The following is a 21,382-nucleotide window of genomic DNA, read 5'->3' as shown; positions in this document are numbered from 1 at the left end:
CGCTACTCACAAGCTAAAAAGCCTCCGCGTCTTGCTGGCGCGGAGGCTTTTTATTTAGTCGCTTTTACTGTCAGTGGGCATCAATGCGTCCTTGTTGCGCAGCGCTTCCACCAAGGCCAAGGTGCCCGGGTAGTCCGGAATCAGCCGGAGCGCAGCATTTTTGAGCTGGCCTAAGCGATCACGACTCTTGAGCGTGCCTTGTGCATGCAGCGTTAGCGATGCATCGACCAACTGCTGCAACTCATCTGGGGTCGGCTTGGCAAGCAGAGTCAAAGCGGAATAGCGTTGAAACGCGCGTTTGGCGGCCATGCGCTGCACACGGCATTCGGGGCAATGCACGCAGTCGGCGTCTACGTAAAACTGCAACACTTCAAACCAGTGTCTTTGTTCGGCCGCAAAAAAGATGAAGGGACGTTTGCAGCTACGACAGGTTTTGCGCATGTCGACATAGCACTCGCGCGGGAAGATGCTGAAATTCTGCTTGCTGGTATCCGCCATCAGCACCGATTCTGGAAAAATCTCCTCGGATTTATAGGACCAATGGCACTGCAAAATGGCCTCTTCTGAGACGCCTTGCACATGCGATGGCATGGGTGCACTTCCATAGCGCGGGTGCGGTACAAAGTCAGTTGACTGGCTGTGCTTTTTCTTTTTCATGTGCCTCATGTGCGGATGCTGTCCGGCTTAGTGTCGCTCAATCCCCAGCCGCTTGGCCAGCCGCTGCAGGTTGGCGCGGTCCAGTTGCAGCTCGCGCGCGGCGGCCGCCCAGTTGCCGTTGTGGCGGGCCAGGCTGGCGCTGAGCAGCTGGCGCTCGTAGCGTTCCACCTGGGCGCGCAGGCCCAAGGTCTCGGCACTGGCTGTTAGCCCTTCGGCCACTTCGGCCATTTCGGACGCGGGAACAGGCGCGATAAGGCCCGTTGCCTGCTGGCCGGGCGGCAGCGGCGCGGCGGCGGCGCCGTCCCACAGGTCTTCCTCGCCAATGCTCAGCATGCGGGGTTTGCTGCTGTCCTTGCGCTGGCCCAGGGTGCGGCTGAGCGCCTTGAGCACGGCGCGGCTGATGCAGTGCTCCAGCTCGCGCACATTGCCGGGCCAGGGGTAGCGCAGCAGGGCGGCCTGGGCGGCGGCATCGAGCCGCAGACCGCCCAGCTGCAGGCGGGCGCGGTTTTCTTCGAGAAAGCAGCCGGCGAGGACCAGGGTGTCGCTGTCCCGCGCACGCAGCGGCGGCACCACGACCGGGTAGACGCAGAGGCGGTGGTAGAAATCGGCGCGCATACGGCCGGCCTGCACTTCGGCGGCCAGGTCGCGGTTGGTGGCGGCGATCACGCGCACATCGACCTGGTGCTCGCGGTCCGAGCCCAGGCGCTGCAGCTGGCCGCTTTGCAGCACGCGCAGCAGCTTGGCCTGCACCGACAGCGACAGCTCGCCGACCTCGTCGAGGAACAGGCTGCCGTGCTGGGCCTGCTCGAACTTGCCGCGCCGCTCGCTCAACGCGCCGGTGAAGGCGCCGCGCACATGGCCGAACAGCTCGCTCTCGACCAGGTTGTCGGGCAGGGCTGCGCAATTGATGCTGACCAGCGGTTGTGCCGCGCGCGGCGACTGCGCATGCACGGCCTGGGCGACCAGCTCCTTGCCGGTGCCGGTCTCACCGGTGATCAGCACGCACAGGTCGCTGGCGGCGACCAGCGCAATGCTGCTTTGCAGTTGCCGGATGGCCGGGCTGGTGCCCAGGATCTGGCGGCTGCGATCCGCACCCGGGTTGCGCGGCGCCGGCGCGCTGGCGCTGCGGGCGGCCTGGGACAGCTGCTGCACGCGCTCGGCCGTGGCCACGGTGGCGGCAGCCAGGTTGCTGAAGGCCTGCAGCAGTTCGAGCGCATTGCCATCGGCAAAACGGTCGGGTTCCAGCGCATCCAGGGTCAGCAGGCCCCAGGCCAGGCCGCCGGTCTGCAGCACGCAGCCCATGCAGTCATGCACATGCAGCTCGCCCGGGGTGGTGATCAGGCCGTCATAGGGGTCGGGCAGGGGGCTGTCGGGCGCAAAGCGCATGGCCTGGCCGGCGGCCAGCAGCTGGGCCAGGCGCGGGTGCTCGGCCACCTTGAAGCGCCGGCCCAGGGTATCGGGCACCAGGCCATCAATGGCCACCGGCTCCAGCCATTCGCCGTTGAGGCGCAGCAGCGCCACCGCATCGGCGGGCAACAAGGTGCGCAGGGCCGCGAGCAGGCGGCGCAGGCGCTCGCGCTCGGGCAGCTCCTGGGCCAGATCGGCCACCAGTGGAATCACGGCGTGGAGGATTTTGGAGGATGTCAAAACGACTCGGGGTGTCAAAAACACAGCATTTAGGTGTTGTCAGTATGACTGCATGCATTGTGCAAGATATTGATATTCCACAAACTCGGTGTTGGCACGTTGCATGCATTGATAAAACCAACCACATGCAAGGAGAGTTAGATGCTGAGCGATAGCCAAAAACAGATCATCCAGGCCACCGTCCCGCTGCTGGAGACCGGCGGCGAGGCGCTGACCACGCACTTCTACCAGATGATGCTGAGCGAGTACCCCGAGGTGCGCCCACTGTTCAACCAGGCCCACCAGCAAAGCGGTGCCCAACCCCGCGCACTGGCCCATAGCGTGCTGATGTATGCCAAGCACATCGACAAGCTGGAGAACCTGGGCGACCTGCCCGCGCAGATCATCAACAAGCATGTGGCGCTGCAGGTGCAGCCAGACCAGTACCAGATCGTTGGCAGCTGCCTGCTGCGCGCGATCCGCGAGGTGCTGGGCGCCGAGATTGCCACCGATGCGGTGATCGATGCCTGGGCTGCTGCCTACACCCAGCTGGCCGACATCCTGATCGCTGCCGAGGCCAAGGCCTATGACGCCATTGCCCATACGGAAGGCGGCTGGCGCGGTGCGCGTACTTTCAAGCTGGTGCAAAAGGTGGCCGAGAGCGCCGAGATCAGCTCCTTCTACCTGGAGCCGGTCGACGGCCAGGCCGTGATTGCCCACCAGCCGGGCCAGTACATCGGCCTGCGCGCCATCGTGGGTGGCACCGAGCAGCGCCGCAACTACTCGCTGTCGGCCCCGAGCAATGGCCGCAGCTATCGCATCAGCGTCAAGCGCGAGCCCGGTGGCAAGGTCTCCAACTACCTGCATGACCTGCAAGTGGGCGACACCTTGGAGCTGTTTGCACCGGCCGGCCATTTCACCTTGCAGGCGAGCGAGCGCCCGCTGGTGCTGATCAGCGGCGGCGTGGGCATCACCCCCACGTTGCCGATGCTCGAAGCCGCGCTGCAGACCGAGCGCCCCATCACCTTTATCCACTGCGCCCGGGACAGCGCCGTGCATGCCTTCCGCCCGCAGATCGATGCGCTGGCCCAGGCGCACCGCCAGCTGCAGCCACTCTATGTGTACGACAAGGTGGCCGACGGCGAGGCGGTGGCTGCCCAGGGCCATCTGACCGAGGACCTGCTGGGCCAGTGGCTGCCGGCCTCGCGCGATGCCGATGTCTACTTTCTCGGCCCCAAGCCCTTTATGCGCTCGGTCAAGGCCTCGCTGCGCAAGCTCGGCGTGCCCGATACCCAGGTGCGCTATGAGTTCTTTGGCCCGGCCGAGGCGCTGGCCTGATCGCAAGCTTCTGAAGCGCTGAGGCGCGCGGCATCGACCGCGCCACATGCAAAAAACCGAGCCATGCTCGCCTTGAAAGGCCAGCGTGGCTGGGGTTTTCGTTTTACCGGGCCGCATTCTATGCAGCCCAGCGGGGGCGGTCAGGCCAGGACTCAGTCCTTGTAATAGGCCTCGACCTTGCCCTTGAGCTTGATCAGCAGGGGCTTGCCCTTGCGGTCCACGGTCTTGCCGGCGGGCACCTTGACCCAGCCTTCGCTCACGCAGTATTCCTCGACGTCCACGCGCTCGGTGCCGTTGAAGCGGATGCCGATGTCATGGTTGAAGACCTCGCGCACAAAGTGCGGGCTCTTGGGGTCGATGGACAGGTGGTCGGGCAGTTCGGGGCGGGCAGTGGTATCGGTCATGGTTGGGTGCAGAAGAGAACGCGGCCCTGGGCCGCACAGGCCGCCATTGTCCACACTTTGTCGGCACCTCGCCCGGTGGAGGGAAACCCGCGGGCATGGCAGGCAAGCCGCGCAGTTGGCTGACTTGGCAAGCCCCGCTGCTTGCCGCTACAGTGGTCGCCATGCCTTTGCTACTGACCGACGAGCAGCAGCGTTTGCTGCGCCGCGCCAAGCTCACCCCGTTGCTGCTGCTGCTGCTGGTGGCCTTGCTGTTCATCGTGGCCAGCTGGTGCCTGGGCCAGCCCTTTGCGCAGTCACGCCACTGGCAGCTGGCGCTGCGCTGCCTGCGGGCGATGACCGAGGCGGGCATGGTCGGCGCACTGGCCGACTGGTTTGCGGTGGCCGCGCTCTTCAAGCACATCCCGATACCGTGGATCTCGCGGCACACGGCCATCATTCCGCGCAACAAGGACCGCATTGGCGAGAACCTGGCCGTCTTTGTGCGCGAGCGTTTTCTTGATGGCGACTCGCTGGTGCAACTGGTGCGCACGCACCAGCCGGCCGACAAACTGGCGCAGTGGCTCAAGTCGCCCGCCAACGCCGAGCTGCTGGGCCACCAGGTGGCGCGCCTGGCCGCCGCTGCGCTGGCCACGGTGCAGGATGCGCAGGTCGAGCGCTTCATCAAGCTGGCGCTGCGCACCTTGCTCGGCCAGATCGATCTGTCGCAGTCGCTGTCCAAGGTGCTGGCGGTGCTGACGCACAACGGCCGCCACCAGGTGCTGCTGGCGCAGGCGCTGGACAAGCTCGTCGAGCTGCTGCACGAGGCCGAGACCCGCGCCCTGATCGCGCAGACCATTGCGCATTGGCTCAAGACCGAGCATCCGCTCAAGGAAAAGATGCTGCCCACTGGCTGGCTCAGCGACAAGGGCTCGGCGATGATTGCCAGCAGCCTGGAGCACCTGCTCGACGCCATTGCCGACAACCCCAGCCATGTGCTGCGCGCCAAGTTTGACCAGACCATGCAGGAATGGGTGGAGCGGCTGGCCCAGGACCCCGCCTGGCATGCCAAGGGCGAGGAAGTGCGCCGCTACCTGCAGCACGACCCTGCTGTGGGCCAGTATGTGCAGGAGCTGTGGCAAAGCCTGCGCGCCAGCCTGCAGGCCGACCTGGCCAACGAGCATTCGGCGATGGCGCGCAATGTGCGCGGCATGGGTCTGTGGCTGGGCAAGTCGCTGGCGGGCGACGCGGCGCTGCGCACCGCACTCAATACGCGCATGGAGCTGTGGGTGCGGGAGCTGGCGCCCGAGATTTCGCAGTTCTTCGGCACCCATATTGCCGACACCGTCAAGCGCTGGGATGCGCGCGAGCTGGGCGAGCTGATCGAGTGGAACATTGGCCGCGACCTGCAGTACATCCGCATCAATGGCACCTTGGTGGGCGGGCTGATCGGCTTTGCGCTGTTCTGGCTGGGCTGGCTGGTGAACCACCTGGGTGCGGGCTCCGTGTAGGTAAAACCGCAACAGTGGGCGGCGTCTATGCTTCACGCCAGCTTCACATTAGTCAACACTTCTTTATTGTTCTATATAATAAGAAGCATTCGCATTTGCTAAGCGTCAATCCACGTTCTTCGTTGCCCAGCCAGGTGGCGCCAGCCATCTCCATGCCGCACAGCCCGGCATGCACGCCAGGGCGGCCCAGGCTCAGCCCGTCCTGACCCTGCCGCGCCGCGACTGACCGCGCCAACCCCCCGCGAATAACCGCTGGCCCTGCGCTGGCGCAGACCGAGGCGGAGGCTGACAAGACCTTGTCGACCGTGGTGGTGACGGCCTCGGGCTTTGAGCAGGCGGTAGAAGATGCACCGGCCTCGATCACGGTGATTCCGCGCCAGGAGCTGGAGAAAAAGGCCTACCGCGATGTGACCGATGCGCTGCGCGATGTGCCCGGCGTGGTCATCACCGGCGGCGGCAGCTCCAGCGACATCAGCATCCGGGGCATGGCCTCGAACTACACAATGATCCTGGTGGATGGCAAGCCGCAAAACTCGCGCGAGACCCGCCCCAACAGCGATGGCGCCGGCATCGAGCAAGGCTGGTTGCCGCCGCTCAGCGCCATCGAGCGCATCGAGGTGGTGCGCGGCCCCATGTCCTCGCTTTACGGCTCGGATGCGATGGGCGGTGTGGTCAACATCATCACGCGCAAGGTGGCCAAAGCGTGGACCGGCACCCTGAGCGCCGAGACCACGCAGCAGGAGTCTTCATCGTCGGGTGATATCTACCAGAGCAACTTCTACCTGGCCGGCCCGATCAAGAGCGAGGTGCTGGGCCTGCAGATCTACGGCCAGAAATCGCGCAGGCTGGAGGACAGGTTCGTCGGCGGCTTCAACGAGCAAGACAGCAGCTCGGGCACCGCCAAGCTCACGCTCACGCCCAACAAGGACCACGACCTGGCGCTCGAAGTGGGCCGCACCCTGCAGGACCGCTATGCGACGGCCGGCAAGAGCGCGAGCCGCGCCTCCAGCTACTCGGACTATGCGCGCAACCACATCGCCCTCTCGCACACCGGGCGCTGGAGCTTTGGCACCTCGACCACCTACCTGCAGCACGAGGAGATCGACAACCCAGGCCGCCAGATGAACCTCCAGAACACCGAGTTCAACAGCCAGATCGTGGTGCCGATCGGCGAGCGCAACCTGACCACCTTGGGCCTGAGCTACAAGCATGAAAAGCTCGTGGACAACGGCAACCAGATGAAGGTCGACAACCCGATCAACACGCTCAAGCGCTACCAGTGGGCGCTGTTTGCCGAAAACGAATGGAAGGTGACCGATGCGATTGCGCTGACCACCGGCCTGCGCATGAACCATGACCAGAACTACGGCACCGATTGGACGCCGCGCGTCTATGGCGTCTGGCATGCAACGCCCGAGTGGAGTGTCAAGGGCGGTATCTCCACCGGCTTCAAATCGCCCAGCCTGCGCGCTGCGGTGGCCGATTGGGGCCAGATTACTGGCGGCGGCGGCGACCCGGCCATCATCCGAGGCAATCCCAACCTCAAGCCCGAGAAAAGCACCAGCCAGGAGCTGGGCGTGATCTGGGACAACCGCCGCGATTTCACCGGCAGCCTGACGCTCTTCAACACCGACTTCAAGGACAAGATCACCGAGGTGCGCAGCTGCGAGGACACCGAGGGCGGCGGCCGCGCCATCGTCACTGGCAACTGCACGGTGCTGGGCACGCCCTACAAGTTCATCAGCGACCGCACCAATGTGGACAAGGCCACCATGCGCGGCGTGGAGGCGACCGCCACCTGGAAGGCCAGCGAAGCGCTGCGCCTGGCGGCCAACTACACCTTCACCCGTTCGGAGCAAAAGAGCGGCCGCTTTGCCGGCCAGCCCCTCAACAAGATGCCCAAGCACATGCTCAACGCCACCCTGGACTGGCAGGGCACGGACAAGCTGGGCGTCTGGAGCCGCCTCAACTTCCGGGGCAAGAGCTCGGATTACCTCAGCCGCACCTCGATGGCCAAGGGCACTCCGTCCTTCAGCTTCATGGACCTGGGCCTGAACTATGCCTACAGCAAGGATGTGCGCTTGAGCACCGGCATCTACAACCTGTTTGACAAGCGGGTCGATAGCGCCACCTATGACGCAGTCTATGACGGCCGCCGGTACTGGGCCAAGGTGACGGTCGGGTTTTAAGAACCTGTTCAAAGTATCCTCGCGCCGCGACAGTGTCTTTGCGGGATGGGATGCTAGGGGGCGCCCAGCCGCGCAACACCGCAGCAATAGCCGCGCTATTGCGAGGATTTGCAACAACGCAGACCGCCCCTGCCCGGGCGGCCCTAGCCGGGCGCCCGCAAAGCCACTGTCCCTACGGGTTGGAGTGAAATCGGGCGATTTCTGCGCGCTGGCCCTTGCTTGCACCCCGGTGCAAGCTGCGTTCCATCCCTTCGAACTCATCCCGATTGCACTCCAACGCGGCTGCGTAGTGACTTTGAACAGGTTCTAAGGCTGTAGCTTTTAAACCATAGCCAATTGCTGGCGCCACCGCAGGGGCGCCAGCAGCCGCAAACCCGCGCCCCGCCTGGCTGTCACGCGGCAGCACAGGGGGTGAATTGGTTGCGCCCGAAATAACTTTACAGTCGCGAAACTTCGCAAACCGTAACAATTCTTCATCAATCTATATAATGAGAACTATTCGCATATAAACGTCTCGCGTCCCTCTTGCTGCCTATCGCGCGATAGCGCAGCCATGCCTTCCCGGGACGGCGCCCTGACAAGCGCCGTGACCGCAGACCTGCACAACAAGCGAAGCATCGCTGGCCCGCCGCCAGTGCCTGCGGGTGGTCTCCATCTGCAGGCGCCTGGGGCGAGCTGTTGTCTACCTGATTACCGATTATTCCCATGTCCTCCTCTGCCCCGTTGGCAGCGGGTCGCGCGCCAGCACGGCCTCTGCGTCTTGATTTCCACCCACTGCCATCGGCACCCCAGCGCCATGCACTGCGCGCCATCGCGGGCGTGGTGGCCGGCATGCTGGTCCATGGCGCAGCGGCCGCGCAGGCGGCCGATGCCGAAGGGCAAGCTGCCAGCGACAAAACGCTGGGCACCGTGGTGGTGACAGCTGCAGGCTTTGAGCAGGAAGTGACCCAGGCGCCGGCCTCGATCACCGTGATTCCGCGCGAGAAGCTCGAGCAGGGCGCGTACAGCAACCTGCATGACGCGCTGCGCGATGTGCCCGGCGTCATCATGACGCCCTCGGACAACAACTCCAACGACATCAGCCTGCGCGGCATGGGTGCCAACTACACCTTGATCCTGGTCGATGGCAAGCGCATGAGCACGCGCGAGACGCAGACCAATGGCTCGACGGGGACCGACCAAAGCTGGGTGCCGCCGCTCGAAGCGATCGAGCGCATCGAGGTGGTGCGTGGGCCCATGTCCTCGCTCTACGGCTCGGACGCGATGGGCGGCGTGGTCAACATCATCACGCGCAAGGTCGCCAAAGAGTGGCATGGCTCGCTGCGTGCCGACGCCACCTTGCAGGAGCGCTCGGCATCGGGCAATGCCTACCAGAGCAACTTCTACCTCTCGGGCCCGATCAAGGACGAGCTGCTGGGCATCAGCCTCTACGGCAACTACAGCAAGCGCGACGAAGACCGCATCTACCAGGGCTACAACGACAGCGATACCAAGGCGCTCAATGCCCGCATTGCGCTCACGCCCAACAAGGACCACGACATCATTGCCGAAGTGGGTTCGGCCAGGCAGCACTTCATCTCCACCCCCGGCAAGACCTTGCTGGAGACCGGCGAGCTGTCGGACCGCAAGTTCGAGCGTGAGAATTACTCGCTGCAGCACAAGGGCCGCTGGGGCTGGGCCTCGTCCGATACCTATGTGCAGCATGAGAAGACGCGCAATATCTCGCGCGAGATGACCATCAAGAACACGGTGGCCAACAGCAGCTGGGTGATTCCGGTGGGCGACGCGCACATCGTCAGCACCGGCTTGTACTACAACAAGCAGGACCTGACCGACACCACCACCAACACCTTGCCCGGCAGCAACCGCACCACCGCCGACCGCACCCAGTACGCCTGGTTTGCCGAAGACGAATGGCGCCTGCGCGAGGACTTTGCGCTGACCGGTGGGCTGCGCTATGACCACGACAGCAAGGGCGGCTCGCAATGGAGCCCGCGCCTGTATGGCGTGTGGAACCTGAGCCCGCGCTGGACTGTCAAGGGCGGCGTCTCGACCGGCTTCCGCGCCCCATCCTTGCGCCAGACCCTGGGCGACTGGGGCCAGGCCAGCCGAGGCGGCAATATCTATGGCAACCCGGATCTGAAGCCGGAGAAATCGCTGTCCAAGGAAGTGGGCGTGCTCTACAACGATGGCGCCGGCCTGTCGGCGGGCCTGACGGTGTTTGACAATGACTTCCGCGACAAGATCACCCGCATTGCCTGCCCCGAGTGTGGGCCGCTGAATTCGTCCGGCAACACGCCCACCACCAATGTCAATATCGACAAGGCGGTGACGCGCGGCATCGAGGCAACGCTGACCATGCCGCTGGCGCGCAGCCTGGACCTGAACTCCAGCTACACCTTTACCCGCTCCGAGCAAAAGAGCGGCGAGTTCGCCGGCCAGCCGCTGTCGCAGCTGCCGCGCCACATGCTCAATGTTGCGCTCGACTGGAAGCCGTCGGACCGCTGGAACGGCTGGACCAAGCTGTCCTACCGGGGCAAGGAAAGCCAGCCCACTGGCGGCCGCTCGGCCCGCACCTGGGTCGCTGGCAGCTATGCGATGTTCGATGTGGGCGGCTCGTTCCACTACAACAAGAACACCACCTTCTTTGCCGGCATCTACAACCTGTTCGACAAGGACGTGTACTACGAAGACTACGCCACCGTGCAGGATGGGCGCCGTTACTGGGTCGGCATGAACCTGAAGTTCTAAACCACCGCGCGGCGCCCCGCATGCCTGCGGGCGCCGCCTCAACTTGATTGACATGCATTGGAGAAAGACATGACCCAGCCATTGACCACGGCCTGCTGGCGCGCCAGCGCCGGTGCTGCCCTCGCCACGTCGCTGTTTGCTGCCCCGGCAGCCTTTGCGCAAGCCCCCGCCCCCAAGGCCCCGGCAACGATCACCGTGCAACACGCCAAGGGCAGCACCGTGGTGCCCTTGGCGCCCAAGCGCGTGGTGGTCTACGACCTGGCATCGCTCGACACCATGCAAGCACTGAACCTGCCAGTGACCGCCTTGGCCAAGGCCAACTTCCCCAGCTATATGCAGGCCTATGCCGATGCGCGCTACCTGCCAGCGGGCACCTTGTTCGAGCCCGATTTTGATGCGCTCAGCCACATCCAGCCGGACCTGATCGTCGTTGCGGGCCGCAGCGCCGGCAAGTACGAGATTCTGAGCAAGATTGCGCCGACCGTGGACCTGAGCGTCAACAACCAGCAGCTGCTGGCCGATATGCAGCGCAATGTGACGACGCTCGCCTCGCTGTGGGGCAAAGAGGCCCAGGGCGAGCAGCTGATGCAGCGCGTACGCGCCGAGGTGGACAGTACCCGCGCGCTGGCCCAGCAGCAAGCGCCGGGCCTGTTGGTGCTGGCCATCAGCACCATGCTCAATGCCCAGCCTCCCGGCGCGCGCTTTGGCCTGCTGCACGATGTGCTGAGCGTCCAACCTGCCCTGCCCGCCGATGCCAGCAAGCCGCGCGGCGTGCCGATGAAGATGGAAGAGATCCGCCAGCTCAACCCCGCCTGGCTCTATGTGATCGACCGCAATGCCGGCACCGGCAGCACCACCGGGCGCGACGGCAAACCGGTCGTCGCCAGCACCGAGCTGTTCAACAACGACGCTATCCGCAACAGCGCTGCGGGCCAGCAGGGCCGGGTGGTGTTCCTGGATCCACAGGTCTGGTACCTGCTGGGTGTGGCCGGGCCGCAGGCGATGCTGCATACGACGGCGCAGCTGAAGGCCGTTTGGAGCCCACGCTGAGGTCTTGACGCGGGAAGACGCTTTCAGGGGGCGGCATGTTATGCCTCCCCTTTCTTGCGACGGGCGGTCAGGATGCGGTTGCCAGCGCAAACCCCTCATCCAGCCAACCGGTGATGCGCCGGCCATGATCTTCACGGGCCTGCCCAGTTGCGCTAGGCGCAAGGCGCCCCGGGCCGCGCCATTGCAGTGCGGGCCGGCGCAATAGGTCACAAACAGCGTATCGGCGGGCCAGGCCGCCAGCTTGCTCGCAACGATCTTGCCGTGCGGCAGATGCAGGGCGCCAGGGACATGGCCTTGTGCATACAGTGCCGCGCTGCGCACATCGAGCAGCACAAAGTCGGGCTGGCCATGGCCTAGGGCATCGTGCACATCCCAGCAGTCGGTCTCGAACGTGAAGGACCGGGAAAAATGCGCCACGGCATCGGCACTGGCGGCAGCGGGAATCTGGCTGACATAGCGGCTCATGAAGTACTCCTGGTAAACATGCCAGCGATTTTGCGGATCGAACCTGTTGCCTACAATTGGCGCAGAAGACATAAAGGGAAGGATTTGCGCCAATGTCTGCACGCTTGCTGGGCCCGCTGGTCGTCGCACCGGTCTACAACGGTCTTTGCACCTTTGAGTTCTCGATGGTGGCCGAGGTGTTTGGCCTGGAGCGGCCCGAGATGGGTGAGGGCTGGTACCGTTTTGCGAGTGTGGCCGTTGAGCCGGGCCCGCTGCGGGCCCAGGGGGGCTTGCTGGTGCAGGCCAGTGCAGATATGGCCTTGCTGGAGCAGGCGGACCTGATCGTGGTGCCCGGCTGGCGCGGCATGGACGAGCCGGTCCCGCCCGCGCTTCAACAAGCCCTGCGGCGCGCGGCGCGGCGCGGGGCCACCCTGGCATCGATATGCTCGGGCGCGTTTGTGCTGGCCGCCGCCGGCTTGCTTGACGGGCGCCGTGCCGCCACCCATTGGCGCTACGCCCAGGCGCTGGCGCAACGCTACCCTGCCATCGACGTGGATGCCCAGGTGCTGTACGTGCAGGATGAGCGCATCTTTACCTCGGCGGGCAGTGCGGCGGGGCTCGACCTGATGCTGCATCTGGTGCGCTGCGATTTTGGCGTGCAGGCGGCCAACAGCGTGGCGCGGCGCCTGGTGGTTGCTGCGCACCGCAGCGGTGGGCAGGCGCAGTTCATCGAGCAGCCGCTGGTGGCCGATACATCGGGCAAGCTGGCGCAGCTGCTGGACCAGGTGCGCGCCGATCTGCGGCGGGACTGGACGGTGGCCGCGATGGCCGAGGTGCTGGCGATGAGCCGGCGCACCTTTTTGCGCCGTTTCACGGCAGGCACCGGCATGGCGCCCAGCGCCTGGTTGGCGCAGGCGCGGATGGAGGAAGTGCGGCGGCTGCTGGAGAGCACCAGCCTGCGTGTGGAGCAGATTGCCGACCAGGCAGGCTACCGCAGCGTGCAGGTGCTGCGCGACCAGTTCAAGCGCAGCCTGGGGGTGTCCCCCAGGGCATACCGCGCATCATTCACCGCGCCCTTGGGACCCTCTGCAAAACTCCCTGCCGTGGTCTGAACGCGGTCTCGGGCGATCCGCTGCGTTGTCTTCCTTGTCAATACCTACGGCTATTGACTGCAAAAGACGCCTTGCGGCTCATCCCAATCCGCGTCCATCCCGCTTGGCGAGGGTTTTGCAGAGCATCCCTAGCGCCCAGACCCGCCGCTGTGGCGGCCGGGCTGCGGCACAGTCTCAGCGGCCTTGCAACTGCACCGCCTGGCTGGCGGCCAGCGCCGCGATGTCGTCGCTGCTGTAGCCCAGCTCCTGCAGCACCTCGGCGGTGTGCTCGCCATACTGCGGCGCGCCGCGCCGCGTGACGCCATTGCCGTGCGAGAACTTGATCGGCAGGCCCAGCGCCTGCACCTGGCCGGCGACGGGGTGGTCGACCTCGATCACCATGTCGCGCGCCAGCGTCTGCGGGTCTTCGAGCATGTCCTTGATCTTGCGCACCGGGCCTGCAGGCACACCGGCCTGCTCGAACTTCTCGACCCAGTAGTCGGTGGTGTTGCTGCGCATGGCCTCGGTGATGATCGAGATCAGCAGATCGCGGTGGGCCATGCGCTCGCGGTTGCTGGCAAAGCGCTCGTCTTCGAGCAGGTGCTCGAGCTGCAGCACGCGGGTCATGCCGACCCAGGTGGACTGGCTCACCGCGCCGATGTTGATCCAGCCGTCCTGCGTCGGTATCGCCTGGTAGGGCGCGGCCACCGGGTGGGCCGAGCCCATGGGGCCGGCCGATTCTCCGGTGGCAAAGGCCATGGCCACCTGCCAGTAGGTGTGGACCAGCGAGGCCTCGTACAGCGAGGTGTCGACATACTGGCCTTCGCCGGTGCGCAGCCGCTCGATGTAGGCAGCCAGCACGCCGGTCGAGGCCAGGATGCCGGCGGTCACGTCGCCAATCGGCACGCCGACCTTGACGGGCGGGCGGCCCGGGCCTTCGCCGGTCAGGCTCATGATGCCGGACATGCCCTGCGCAATCAGGTCATAGCCGGCGCGCTTGGCATAGGGCCCATTGAGGCCAAAGCCGGTGATCTTGCAGTAGATCAGGCCCGGGTTGCTCGCGCGCAGCACGTCGTAGCCCAGGCCGAGCTTTTCCATCGTGCCGGGGCGGAAGTTCTCGATCACCACATCGGCCTTGTCGATCAGGCGGCGCACCACCTGCAGGCCATCGGGGTGCTTGAGGTCGACCGCAATACCGCGCTTGTTGCGGTTGACGATCATGAAGGTGGCGGACTCGCCCTGGATCTCGGGCGGGATCGCGCGGCGGGTGTCGTCGCCGCCGGGCAGGCGCTCGACCTTGACCACCTCGGCGCCCATGTCGGCCAGCAGCAAGCCGCCAACGGGCCCTGCCATGACATTGGTGAGCTCAACAACAACGAGGCCCGACAGCGGGCCTGTGCGCGGGGTAGGGGAGGGCTGCATGAACGCTGTTACTTTCCTGTGAATACCGGCTTGCGCTTGTCCAAAAAGGCGCGGTAGCCTTCGATGAAATCCTGCGTGTCAAAGCAGGCGTAGCCCTCTTGCTGGTCGGCATCCGTCAATGGGGTGCCGCTTTGCAGCCGGGCGATGAATTTTTTGTGCCAGCGCGCCGACAGCGGCGCTAGATCACTGATGCGGGCGATGGTCTGGGCCAGCTCCTCGTCCCAGGCAGCTTGGGGCACCACGCGGGTCACCAGGCCTTTGCTGAGGGCCTCTTGGGCATCGAGCAGGCGGCCTTCGAGCAGCAGCTCCAGCGCCACCTGGGGGCCGGCGACATGCACCAGCGCCTCGAGCTCCGGGTAGGCGAGCACACCACCGAGGCGGCCGATGGGAATGCCAAAGCGGGCGTCGTCGCTGGCCAGGCGCAGATCGCAGCAGGCTGCCAACTCCAGCCCGCCGCCGACGCAGGCGCCACGGATCGCGGCCAGGGTGGGAATGGGGCAGTGGCGCAGCAGGGCCATGGCCCGGTGCGCCTGCTCGGCAAACGCAATGCCCTTTTCCTTGGATGAGCGCAGCGATTCGAACTCGTCGATATCAGCGCCGCTGCCAAAGGCCTGGGTGCCGGCGCCGCGCAGCACGATGCAGCGCAGATCGCTGTCTTGCACCAGCGCGTCCAGTTGCTCGGCCAGGTGGACCCACATCTGGTGGCTGATGGCATTGCGTTTGGCCACGTTGTCGATCCACAAGGTGGCGACATGGCCTTCACGGTTTAAGCTGATCTGTCCGCTCATGGGCTGGCTTTATGAAAGAGGAGGATGGAAAAGGCGCGCCCGTTTGCGCGCCTCTGGGGTGAACGGTTGCGGAGGGGCTAAGACGGCCCAGCAAACCCAAGGTTTGCGGTTGAGACGAGGCGCGATACCGCAGGCAGTACAAGGGTACGACAAGGCATCGCAACGACGTATCAAGGCTCGTGTCAGCCCCTGTCAGAACGCGGGGACGATGGAGCCCTGGAACTCCTTGTCGATGAACTGGCGCACCTCGTCCGAATGGTAGGCCTTGACCAGGCGCGCCACCCAGGGCTTGTCCTTGTCGCCCTGGCGCACGGCAATCAGATTGGTATAGGGCGACTTGGCCGACTCGCGGGCAATGGCGTCCTTGGTGGGGTTGAGCTTGGCGGCAATCGCATAGCTGGTGTTGATGACGGCGGCATCGAGGTCATTGAGCGCATGCACCAGCTGGGCGGCATCGAGCTCGCGCAGGCGCAGCTTCTTGGGGTTGTCAACAACATCCAGCGGTGTGGCCTTGATGCCGGCCGAGGCGTGCAGCTTGATGAGGCCATGCTCTTGCAGCAGCAGCAGCGCGCGGCCGCCGTTGGTGGGGTCATTGGGCAGACCGATCTGCGCGCCGGCGGGCAGGTCGGCCAGCGATTTCACTTTCTTGGAGTACAGCGCAATGGGCAGCACCACGGTGTTGGCGGCTGCCACCAGCTTGTAGCCCCGGTCCTTGACCTGCTGGTCCAGATAGGGGTGGTGCTGGTAGGCATTGGCATCCAGATCGCCGGCGACCAGCGCGGCATTGGGCTGGATGAAGTCGCTGAACTCGATCACCTGGATGCTGAGACCCTCTTTGGCGGCCGCTTGTTTGACGGCCTCGGCAATCTGCGCATGGGGGCCCGCCGTCACGCCCAGCTTGAGGGGCTTGTCCTGCGCAAAGGCAGGCGCGGCAAAGGTGGCAGAAACCGCCAGCAGGGCGGCGAGGGTGAAATGGCGCTTGAGCATGGAGGGCAGTCAGAAACAGGTAGACGGGCCCACATGCTACGTTCGATCGCTCAGATTAAAAAATAATATTATCGAATAACCAAAGACGCCATTCGCTATATGGAGCTGGTCAGTCGTCTGTTGGGTCGCCAGGTTCGGGGGCTTGGTCGCCGCCCGATGCCAAGTGCTGGCCGATCTGCATCCAGGCCTGGGCGGCTTCGGCATCGCCGGCAAAGTGGTGGCAGCTGGCCGCAGCCATGGCGATGCGGGCATTGCGCGGATCCAGGTCAAAGGCCAGCTCGTTCTGGGCGGCGGCGTTTTGCCACATCACCGTGGCATTGGGCGAGCCTTCCTTGTGCAAGGCATGGGCCTCGGCCATCCAGGCCTGGGCCAGGCGCAGCGCGGCTTCGGGCTGGTTGCGGTCGGCCTGGTGGGCGCGGTAAAACGCCTGGCCCGCCTGCTGCCACAGCGCGCGGGCGGCAGCGAAATCGGTGGTGGCAATCTTTTGTGCCTCGGCAACGAACTGGTTGCCGGTGGCGAGGTGGTGGCTGTAGCTGTCTGCGGTCATGGGGCTGCGATGGTAGCAGCGATGGCAAGGGCTTGCAGGCGGCCCAGCACTTGCCACCGCGCGCGGTTTAGCTGTGCGAAATACGCGTTCCGAGCAAGGCCAGGAACTGCGCCAGCCACTGCGGGTGGGCAGGCCAGGCGGGGGCGCTCACCAGGTTGCCGTCGGTATGGGCCTGGTCCACGGCGATATCGGCATAGGTGCCGCCGGCCAGCACCACCTCAGCTTTGCAGGCCGGGTAGGCCGAGCAGGTTCGGCCTTGGAGCACACCAGCGCCGGCCAGCAGCTGCGCGCCGTGGCAGACGGCGGCGACGGGCTTGTTGGCAGTGAAGAAATGGCGCACGGCGGCCAGCACCGCTTCGTTGTTGCGCAGGTATTCGGGGCCGCGTCCACCGGGGATCACCAGCGCGTCGTAGTCCTCTGCCTTGACGTCGGCAAAGCTTGCGTTCAGCGTGAAGTTGTGGCCGGGCTTTTCGCTGTAGGTCTGCGCACCTTCAAAGTCATGGATCGCCGTCTTGATATGGTCACCGGCTTTCTTGTCCGGGCAGACCGCATGCACCTGGTGGCCGACGGCCAGCAAGGTCTGGAAGGGCACCATGGTTTCGTAGTCCTCGCAGTAGTCACCACAGATCATCAGGATTTTCTTGGCCGGCATAGGGTCTCCAAAGGTTGGGTTCAGGCGGGTCTGCCTGCGCCATTGTGGGCCGGGCGGGCCCGGATGCCAAGGGCGGCGCGCGCGGGCAAAAAAAACCCTGCTCGTGGAGCAGGGTGGCAAAAGATGGCTTGGAGCCATCGCATGCTGTGGCATTCATGGATACAGGCCACATCTTGGGCGCAGCGCAGGCGCTACGGGCTTCTCCTCTCGGAAAAATCAGAACTTGTAGGTGACGTAGAGGAACGGGATGATCGGGTCCAGCGTCAGGCGGGTCTGCGATACCGCCACCTTGTTGCCATTGACCGTGGTGGTCAGCTTGGCGTCGGTCTTCATCGGCACATAGGACACCGAGAAGGTGATGCCCCAGTTCTTGTCGATCGCGTAGTTGGCACCGATGTTGAAGACCGGCGCCCATTGGCTGTCGATCTTGGCCGTGGTCTTGGCAACCCCTGGAGGCGCGCCGATCACACTGCCCAGCGTGTTTTGCAGACCGCTGGTCAGCCGCACACTGCGGAACTGCGAGTAGGTGACACCCAGGCCCAGCGAGACGCGGAACTTGTCATCGGCATTGCCAAAGAAGTACTTGCCCAGCAAGGAAGGCGCATACAGGCGCGCATTGCCCAGCTCACCAATGGGCTCCAGGGTGCCGGCGCCGTTGAGCTTGAGGCGCGGCGGAATGCCCAGCACGCCTTCGACTGCCCAGTTGTCGGTCAGGAAGTAGTGCACGTTCAAGCCCAAGGTGGTGGCGCTCTTGAGATCGGCACCCGAGCCAGGGATCTGGCGCTCAAAGGGCTCGACAAAGGTCAGCGGCTTGCTCTTGTCCTGGGGCGAGTAATTGAGCGCTCCGGCCCCTAACACCCAGTCGCCTGCCTTTTGGGCATAAGCGCTGCTTGCGAGCAAGGCGGTGGCCGCCAGCCACATCCATTTCTTGGCTTGTCTCATTGCTTTGTCTCCTTGGGTTGCTGTTTGAACGATCGTCAAATCTGGCTTGTCTCGAAGACAGAGCATAGGAAGCCTGGCAGCCCATGTCGACAGGGTAAGCGCTGAATTTCAGCAAAAAAAGCACACTCGTTCTAATTTGTGCAGACTTGGGGAAAATGCAGATGGGAAAGGGCGGGAGTTTGTTGTTGTCGGTTCTCCGCGAGTTTTGAATTTTTCTCACTGAGTTTTGAACTCGGGGCGCTTGGTGCTCAGACTGAGGGGGTGCTAGGGCTGCTTCCAGCCTGCCGCCGGCCCGTGAGGCTGCTGATGAGCCTGGTCAATTCGAAGGTAGGATGGTTCTGCCATCTGCATTGCCTTGACGAAGGTGCTGCGCCGTACTTGCCACAAGAGCTTCTGCAGAGCCCTTGTCCCCTTCAGCTCTACCCAAAATTCATCCCGCTATGAACTCTGCAGGCATCGACACTAGTGCACTACTCACCATGCTGGGCTTGATTGCGGCGGTGTGGGCGGTCGTGCCAAGCACCGCCAGGCTTAGCTTTCGTTTAAGTCTGAACTGGTTGGACTGGCTGGTCATCTGGGGCGTGTTGCTCATAATCAATGGGTTCTTCTTCGAACCTGTACTCACCACACTTGGGTTCCCTAATTTGGGACCCTGGTTGTGGGGCTTCGACAAGAGTTCCACCCAGTACTTGCTGTTCTTGCTACTCGTCGCATTCGTTTACTGGCGGTCGCGCAGGACGAGGTTGACGCGGTGGAACCTTGGACTTTTCGATGACCTCACCACGTCGCTCTTGCATGTAGGGAAGTTCGATGAACTCGCCGAGTTGCTACAACGTCATCTCGAATCGGCACTGGACTTGGCAGCGTCGAAGAGCGTGCGAAACCGCGTTGCAAATAGCCTTCGCCCAGCCCGTCCCGACTTCCGAGTTGTCTTCCGATCTGACGGGGCGATCACTTTTGGAGAAGGCGCCCCGTCGAACTGGTTAGTACGCAATTGGTTTGGCTTTCGGGAATGGCTTGCCGACCTAGTTGGCCCTTCCCAGCGGGTACAGCGCCACGCGACCATCGTCGTTAAGCGGCTGCTGTCCTCTCGTCGCTTGATCGCACACCTTGCAATCGCTCGGCCCTATCAGTGTATAGAAATGATGGATCGTGCAGCGTTCGTCGTAGATGGCTTCCAAGACGAGTTCTTCGACGCTCTATTAGGGAATGAGTCCAGCATTTTCTACAGCGAGCTCAATAACAACGACAATTTTGGTGAGGGTGGGCACCGTTTGGCACTGCCTGATGAGAACCGTCTCTTGCGGTTCTATTGTGCCGACGTAGGTGTCGCTGCACGTATCGGGGTTTACCGCTCCGTTGGTGAGGCCGTCCTCGCGCGGATTGATGCGGATGAAGTTCTTGAGAAGAAGCTCAATGGGCGGTTGCTGACCTTCCAAGATGTTGGAAAGCACCACGACCCGGTATATGCCGGCATCTGGTTCTTCAGGATCATGGTATTGGAGGGGCTGCATCAACGTATTGCTGACCACTTATGGCTCCACTACATGCCTCATTTCGCTAGCCGCTTAATCGACCGAGCTCGCGAAGTTCGACAGGATGACGAGAACCATGAGTTCCCAACGCCGCTGGCCTACCTGCTATACGAAGTAGTTGACGCTACTGCGGTGTGGGTGAGGGATGCTAAGGACCTGACGAAGCCTGGCGACGTGTTGTCCCCCAGCCAACGCGAAGGCAATCACGTATACATTTCCTTCGAAGCCGCTGGAGCCATTGGTGGTGTCATCAAACCCATCCTGATGTCTTCGCGCGTGACCCGCCGACTCAAGGAAGAGTTGCTTGGTGTGGCGCTCACTACCCTGCGGGACCTGGAGGTGACTGCACACCTGGCGCCGTTAGCCAGGGTGATGCGATCGCACCTCATCGAACCCAATGGTTTCAGGGAACAGAACAACTACCTGGAAATCCTGAAACAATGCTTCGACGAACAGGATTACGCGCTTCGAGCACACCTACGGCTGTTTCGTAATGAGCTCAATGCTGCTCTGGAAGCACAGCACTGAAAACTACCTTGCTCGACTAGTGACATCCGAACTACGACCAAGTTTCGTGCGTGCTATGGCTCGCCGCTACAAGCTTGCGCGAGATCATTGAGAACCTACAGAACTCGGGGCGCTTCGAGCTCAGACCGAGGGGGTGCCAGGGCTGCTTCTAGCCTGTCGCCGGCCCGTGAGGCTGCTGGTGCGCCTAGTCAATTCGAAGGTAGGATGGCGGCTATCGGCCAGAAGCGGAAGTTCAACTGAGATTTTCTAGCTTCGGATATGCTCGCTTGCAAATTGGCCAAACCGACTGTTGGAGTTTTTGCATGAGCAGAATTGATGATTTGGAACCATGCACATATTTGCCGTTGCCGTCTGAGAAATTGGTCGCTGTCGGGTGGCTTGATTTGAGTTCGGACATCGAGCATGGACATGTGAGTCGCGAGTTTCTTGAACGCTTGAAATCGCTGTGCAAAGAACCTTGGCAACCCGTCGTGGCTGCTGGTAGGCATGCTTGCAGCCTATGCCAGTACGACGCTCCCGAATTTTCTGACAACGTCTTCGTTCCATACCAAGGCAAGATTTACGTGGCTCCTGTGGCTATTGTTCATTACATCTCAACGCACTGGTATGTTCCGCCGGAAGTATTCATTTCTGCAGTCAATGCATGTCCAACGATGAATTCCATGGAATACAAAAGAGCTCTATTGGCAAATGGAGGGCGCAACCTTACGTCAAGGCGTCTTAGTGCGTGGGTAGATCAGCAGTTCAATTGAATGGCTGCTACGGGTCGCAAGCCGCCATCAGAGCGAGCTCGGCCAGCTGGCCAGGGGCGTAGATCTTTGCGCAAGCTGGCATCGAGCAGCTTGTTCGCAGAGCACGCTTGGATTGGCCTGTAGGATCTTTGCAAGAGTGTGAGAATGGCTGGATCAATCGTTCTCACTGATTCTGCAAATGTCCTTGATCTA

The 21,382-nt window shown here is 63.4% G+C and carries 17 protein-coding genes and 1 pseudogene; 8 read left to right on the top strand and 10 right to left on the bottom strand.

The genetic code is table 11. The annotated features are described in order from the left end of the window. Positions 1–54 precede the first annotated feature (54 nt). The gene (locus F0Q04_RS00300; protein ID WP_165841247.1) at positions 55–657 is read right to left on the bottom strand and encodes a zinc-ribbon domain containing protein; all 603 of its coding nucleotides are present in this window, start codon (positions 655–657) and stop codon (positions 55–57) included. 27 nt (positions 658–684) lie between these two features. Beyond that, the gene (gene norR / locus F0Q04_RS00295; protein WP_182343912.1) at positions 685–2,304 is read right to left on the bottom strand and encodes a nitric oxide reductase transcriptional regulator NorR; all 1,620 of its coding nucleotides are present in this window, start codon (positions 2,302–2,304) and stop codon (positions 685–687) included. Positions 2,305–2,445: 141 nt separating this feature from the next. Here norR and hmpA point away from each other — a divergent pair, with 141 nt between their 5' ends. Further along, the gene (hmpA, locus tag F0Q04_RS00290; RefSeq protein WP_182343910.1) at positions 2,446–3,621 is read left to right on the top strand and encodes an NO-inducible flavohemoprotein; all 1,176 of its coding nucleotides are present in this window, start codon (positions 2,446–2,448) and stop codon (positions 3,619–3,621) included. 152 nt (positions 3,622–3,773) lie between these two features. Here the strand turns inward: hmpA and F0Q04_RS00285 are convergent, their stop codons facing one another. After that, entirely contained in the window at positions 3,774–4,025 is a 252-nt protein-coding gene (locus F0Q04_RS00285; RefSeq protein ID WP_133858265.1) for a DUF3297 family protein, read from the bottom strand. Between the two features lie 161 nt (positions 4,026–4,186). Here F0Q04_RS00285 and F0Q04_RS00280 point away from each other — a divergent pair, with 161 nt between their 5' ends. From F0Q04_RS00280 to F0Q04_RS00265, 4 genes are all read left to right on the top strand, one after another. Further along, entirely contained in the window at positions 4,187–5,512 is a 1,326-nt protein-coding gene (locus tag F0Q04_RS00280) for a DUF445 domain-containing protein (protein WP_021025983.1), read from the top strand. Positions 5,513–5,757: 245 nt separating this feature from the next. Then, on the top strand, positions 5,758–7,701 hold the full coding sequence (locus F0Q04_RS00275; protein WP_182345511.1) for a ligand-gated channel protein: 1,944 nt from the start codon (positions 5,758–5,760) through the stop codon (positions 7,699–7,701). Between the two features lie 705 nt (positions 7,702–8,406). Then, on the top strand, positions 8,407–10,452 hold the full coding sequence (locus F0Q04_RS00270) for a ligand-gated channel protein (protein WP_269780254.1): 2,046 nt from the start codon (positions 8,407–8,409) through the stop codon (positions 10,450–10,452). A 69-nt stretch (positions 10,453–10,521) separates the two neighbouring features. Next, entirely contained in the window at positions 10,522–11,502 is a 981-nt protein-coding gene (locus tag F0Q04_RS00265; RefSeq protein ID WP_182343908.1) for a siderophore ABC transporter substrate-binding protein, read from the top strand. Positions 11,503–11,569: 67 nt separating this feature from the next. On the opposite strand, the pseudogene F0Q04_RS00260 reads toward F0Q04_RS00265, so the two are convergent. Continuing rightward, positions 11,570–11,967, bottom strand: a pseudogene (locus F0Q04_RS00260) (rhodanese-like domain-containing protein). A gap of 92 nt (positions 11,968–12,059) precedes the next feature. On the opposite strand from F0Q04_RS00260, the gene ftrA reads away from it, so the two are divergent. After that, complete coding sequence (gene ftrA / locus F0Q04_RS00255; RefSeq protein ID WP_116927653.1) at positions 12,060–13,058, top strand: transcriptional regulator FtrA; 999 nt, start codon at positions 12,060–12,062, stop codon at positions 13,056–13,058. A 174-nt stretch (positions 13,059–13,232) separates the two neighbouring features. Here ftrA and F0Q04_RS00250 read toward each other — a convergent pair whose 3' ends face one another. The 6 genes from F0Q04_RS00250 to F0Q04_RS00225 all read right to left on the bottom strand — a co-directional run bounded on the left by F0Q04_RS00250 (position 13,233) and on the right by F0Q04_RS00225 (position 18,375). Next, positions 13,233–14,459, bottom strand: a complete 1,227-nt coding sequence (locus tag F0Q04_RS00250; RefSeq protein ID WP_182343906.1) for a CaiB/BaiF CoA transferase family protein — start codon at positions 14,457–14,459, stop codon at positions 13,233–13,235. A gap of 8 nt (positions 14,460–14,467) precedes the next feature. Beyond that, positions 14,468–15,247, bottom strand: a complete 780-nt coding sequence (locus F0Q04_RS00245) for an enoyl-CoA hydratase-related protein (protein WP_182343904.1) — start codon at positions 15,245–15,247, stop codon at positions 14,468–14,470. Positions 15,248–15,439: 192 nt separating this feature from the next. Further along, entirely contained in the window at positions 15,440–16,234 is a 795-nt protein-coding gene (locus tag F0Q04_RS00240) for a MetQ/NlpA family ABC transporter substrate-binding protein (RefSeq protein WP_182343902.1), read from the bottom strand. 109 nt (positions 16,235–16,343) lie between these two features. After that, positions 16,344–16,781, bottom strand: coding sequence for a hypothetical protein (locus F0Q04_RS00235; protein ID WP_116927649.1), 438 nt, complete (start codon positions 16,779–16,781; stop codon positions 16,344–16,346). Positions 16,782–16,848: 67 nt separating this feature from the next. Further along, a complete protein-coding gene (locus tag F0Q04_RS00230; protein ID WP_116927648.1) occupies positions 16,849–17,433 on the bottom strand; it encodes a DJ-1/PfpI family protein in 585 nt (194 codons plus the stop codon). 216 nt (positions 17,434–17,649) lie between these two features. Further along, positions 17,650–18,375: an OmpW/AlkL family protein gene (locus F0Q04_RS00225; RefSeq protein ID WP_182343900.1), complete on the bottom strand. Its 726-nt coding sequence runs from the start codon at positions 18,373–18,375 to the stop codon at positions 17,650–17,652. A gap of 440 nt (positions 18,376–18,815) precedes the next feature. On the opposite strand from F0Q04_RS00225, the gene F0Q04_RS00220 reads away from it, so the two are divergent. Then, complete coding sequence (locus F0Q04_RS00220) at positions 18,816–20,438, top strand: hypothetical protein (protein ID WP_182343898.1); 1,623 nt, start codon at positions 18,816–18,818, stop codon at positions 20,436–20,438. Positions 20,439–20,740: 302 nt separating this feature from the next. Beyond that, positions 20,741–21,190, top strand: a complete 450-nt coding sequence (locus tag F0Q04_RS00215) for a hypothetical protein (protein WP_182343896.1) — start codon at positions 20,741–20,743, stop codon at positions 21,188–21,190. The last annotated feature ends 192 nt before the right edge of the window (positions 21,191–21,382 follow it).

Origin of the sequence: Comamonas koreensis (genome assembly GCF_014076495.1) — a bacterium.
In the GTDB taxonomy this organism is placed as follows: domain Bacteria; phylum Pseudomonadota; class Gammaproteobacteria; order Burkholderiales; family Burkholderiaceae_C; genus Comamonas; species Comamonas squillarum.
The sequence above is the reverse complement of the archived record's forward strand: the minus strand, read 5'-3'. Positions and strand labels throughout refer to the sequence as shown.

What these genes read in the sequence shown, in the direction of transcription:
- F0Q04_RS00235 (WP_116927649.1), bottom strand. Translation starts at nt 16,781, where the DNA reads ATGACCGCAGACAGCTACAGCCACCACCTCGCCACCGGCAACCAGTTC.
- F0Q04_RS00215 (WP_182343896.1), top strand. Translation starts at nt 20,741, where the DNA reads ATGAGCAGAATTGATGATTTGGAACCATGCACATATTTGCCGTTGCCG.
- F0Q04_RS00270 (WP_269780254.1), top strand. Translation starts at nt 8,407, where the DNA reads ATGTCCTCCTCTGCCCCGTTGGCAGCGGGTCGCGCGCCAGCACGGCCT.
- F0Q04_RS00250 (WP_182343906.1), bottom strand. Translation starts at nt 14,459, where the DNA reads ATGCAGCCCTCCCCTACCCCGCGCACAGGCCCGCTGTCGGGCCTCGTT.
- F0Q04_RS00220 (WP_182343898.1), top strand. Translation starts at nt 18,816, where the DNA reads ATGAACTCTGCAGGCATCGACACTAGTGCACTACTCACCATGCTGGGC.
- F0Q04_RS00265 (WP_182343908.1), top strand. Translation starts at nt 10,522, where the DNA reads ATGACCCAGCCATTGACCACGGCCTGCTGGCGCGCCAGCGCCGGTGCT.
- F0Q04_RS00230 (WP_116927648.1), bottom strand. Translation starts at nt 17,433, where the DNA reads ATGCCGGCCAAGAAAATCCTGATGATCTGTGGTGACTACTGCGAGGAC.
- F0Q04_RS00245 (WP_182343904.1), bottom strand. Translation starts at nt 15,247, where the DNA reads ATGAGCGGACAGATCAGCTTAAACCGTGAAGGCCATGTCGCCACCTTG.
- F0Q04_RS00225 (WP_182343900.1), bottom strand. Translation starts at nt 18,375, where the DNA reads ATGAGACAAGCCAAGAAATGGATGTGGCTGGCGGCCACCGCCTTGCTC.
- F0Q04_RS00285 (WP_133858265.1), bottom strand. Translation starts at nt 4,025, where the DNA reads ATGACCGATACCACTGCCCGCCCCGAACTGCCCGACCACCTGTCCATC.
- F0Q04_RS00280 (WP_021025983.1), top strand. Translation starts at nt 4,187, where the DNA reads ATGCCTTTGCTACTGACCGACGAGCAGCAGCGTTTGCTGCGCCGCGCC.
- ftrA (WP_116927653.1), top strand. Translation starts at nt 12,060, where the DNA reads ATGTCTGCACGCTTGCTGGGCCCGCTGGTCGTCGCACCGGTCTACAAC.
- hmpA (WP_182343910.1), top strand. Translation starts at nt 2,446, where the DNA reads ATGCTGAGCGATAGCCAAAAACAGATCATCCAGGCCACCGTCCCGCTG.
- F0Q04_RS00300 (WP_165841247.1), bottom strand. Translation starts at nt 657, where the DNA reads ATGAAAAAGAAAAAGCACAGCCAGTCAACTGACTTTGTACCGCACCCG.
- F0Q04_RS00240 (WP_182343902.1), bottom strand. Translation starts at nt 16,234, where the DNA reads ATGCTCAAGCGCCATTTCACCCTCGCCGCCCTGCTGGCGGTTTCTGCC.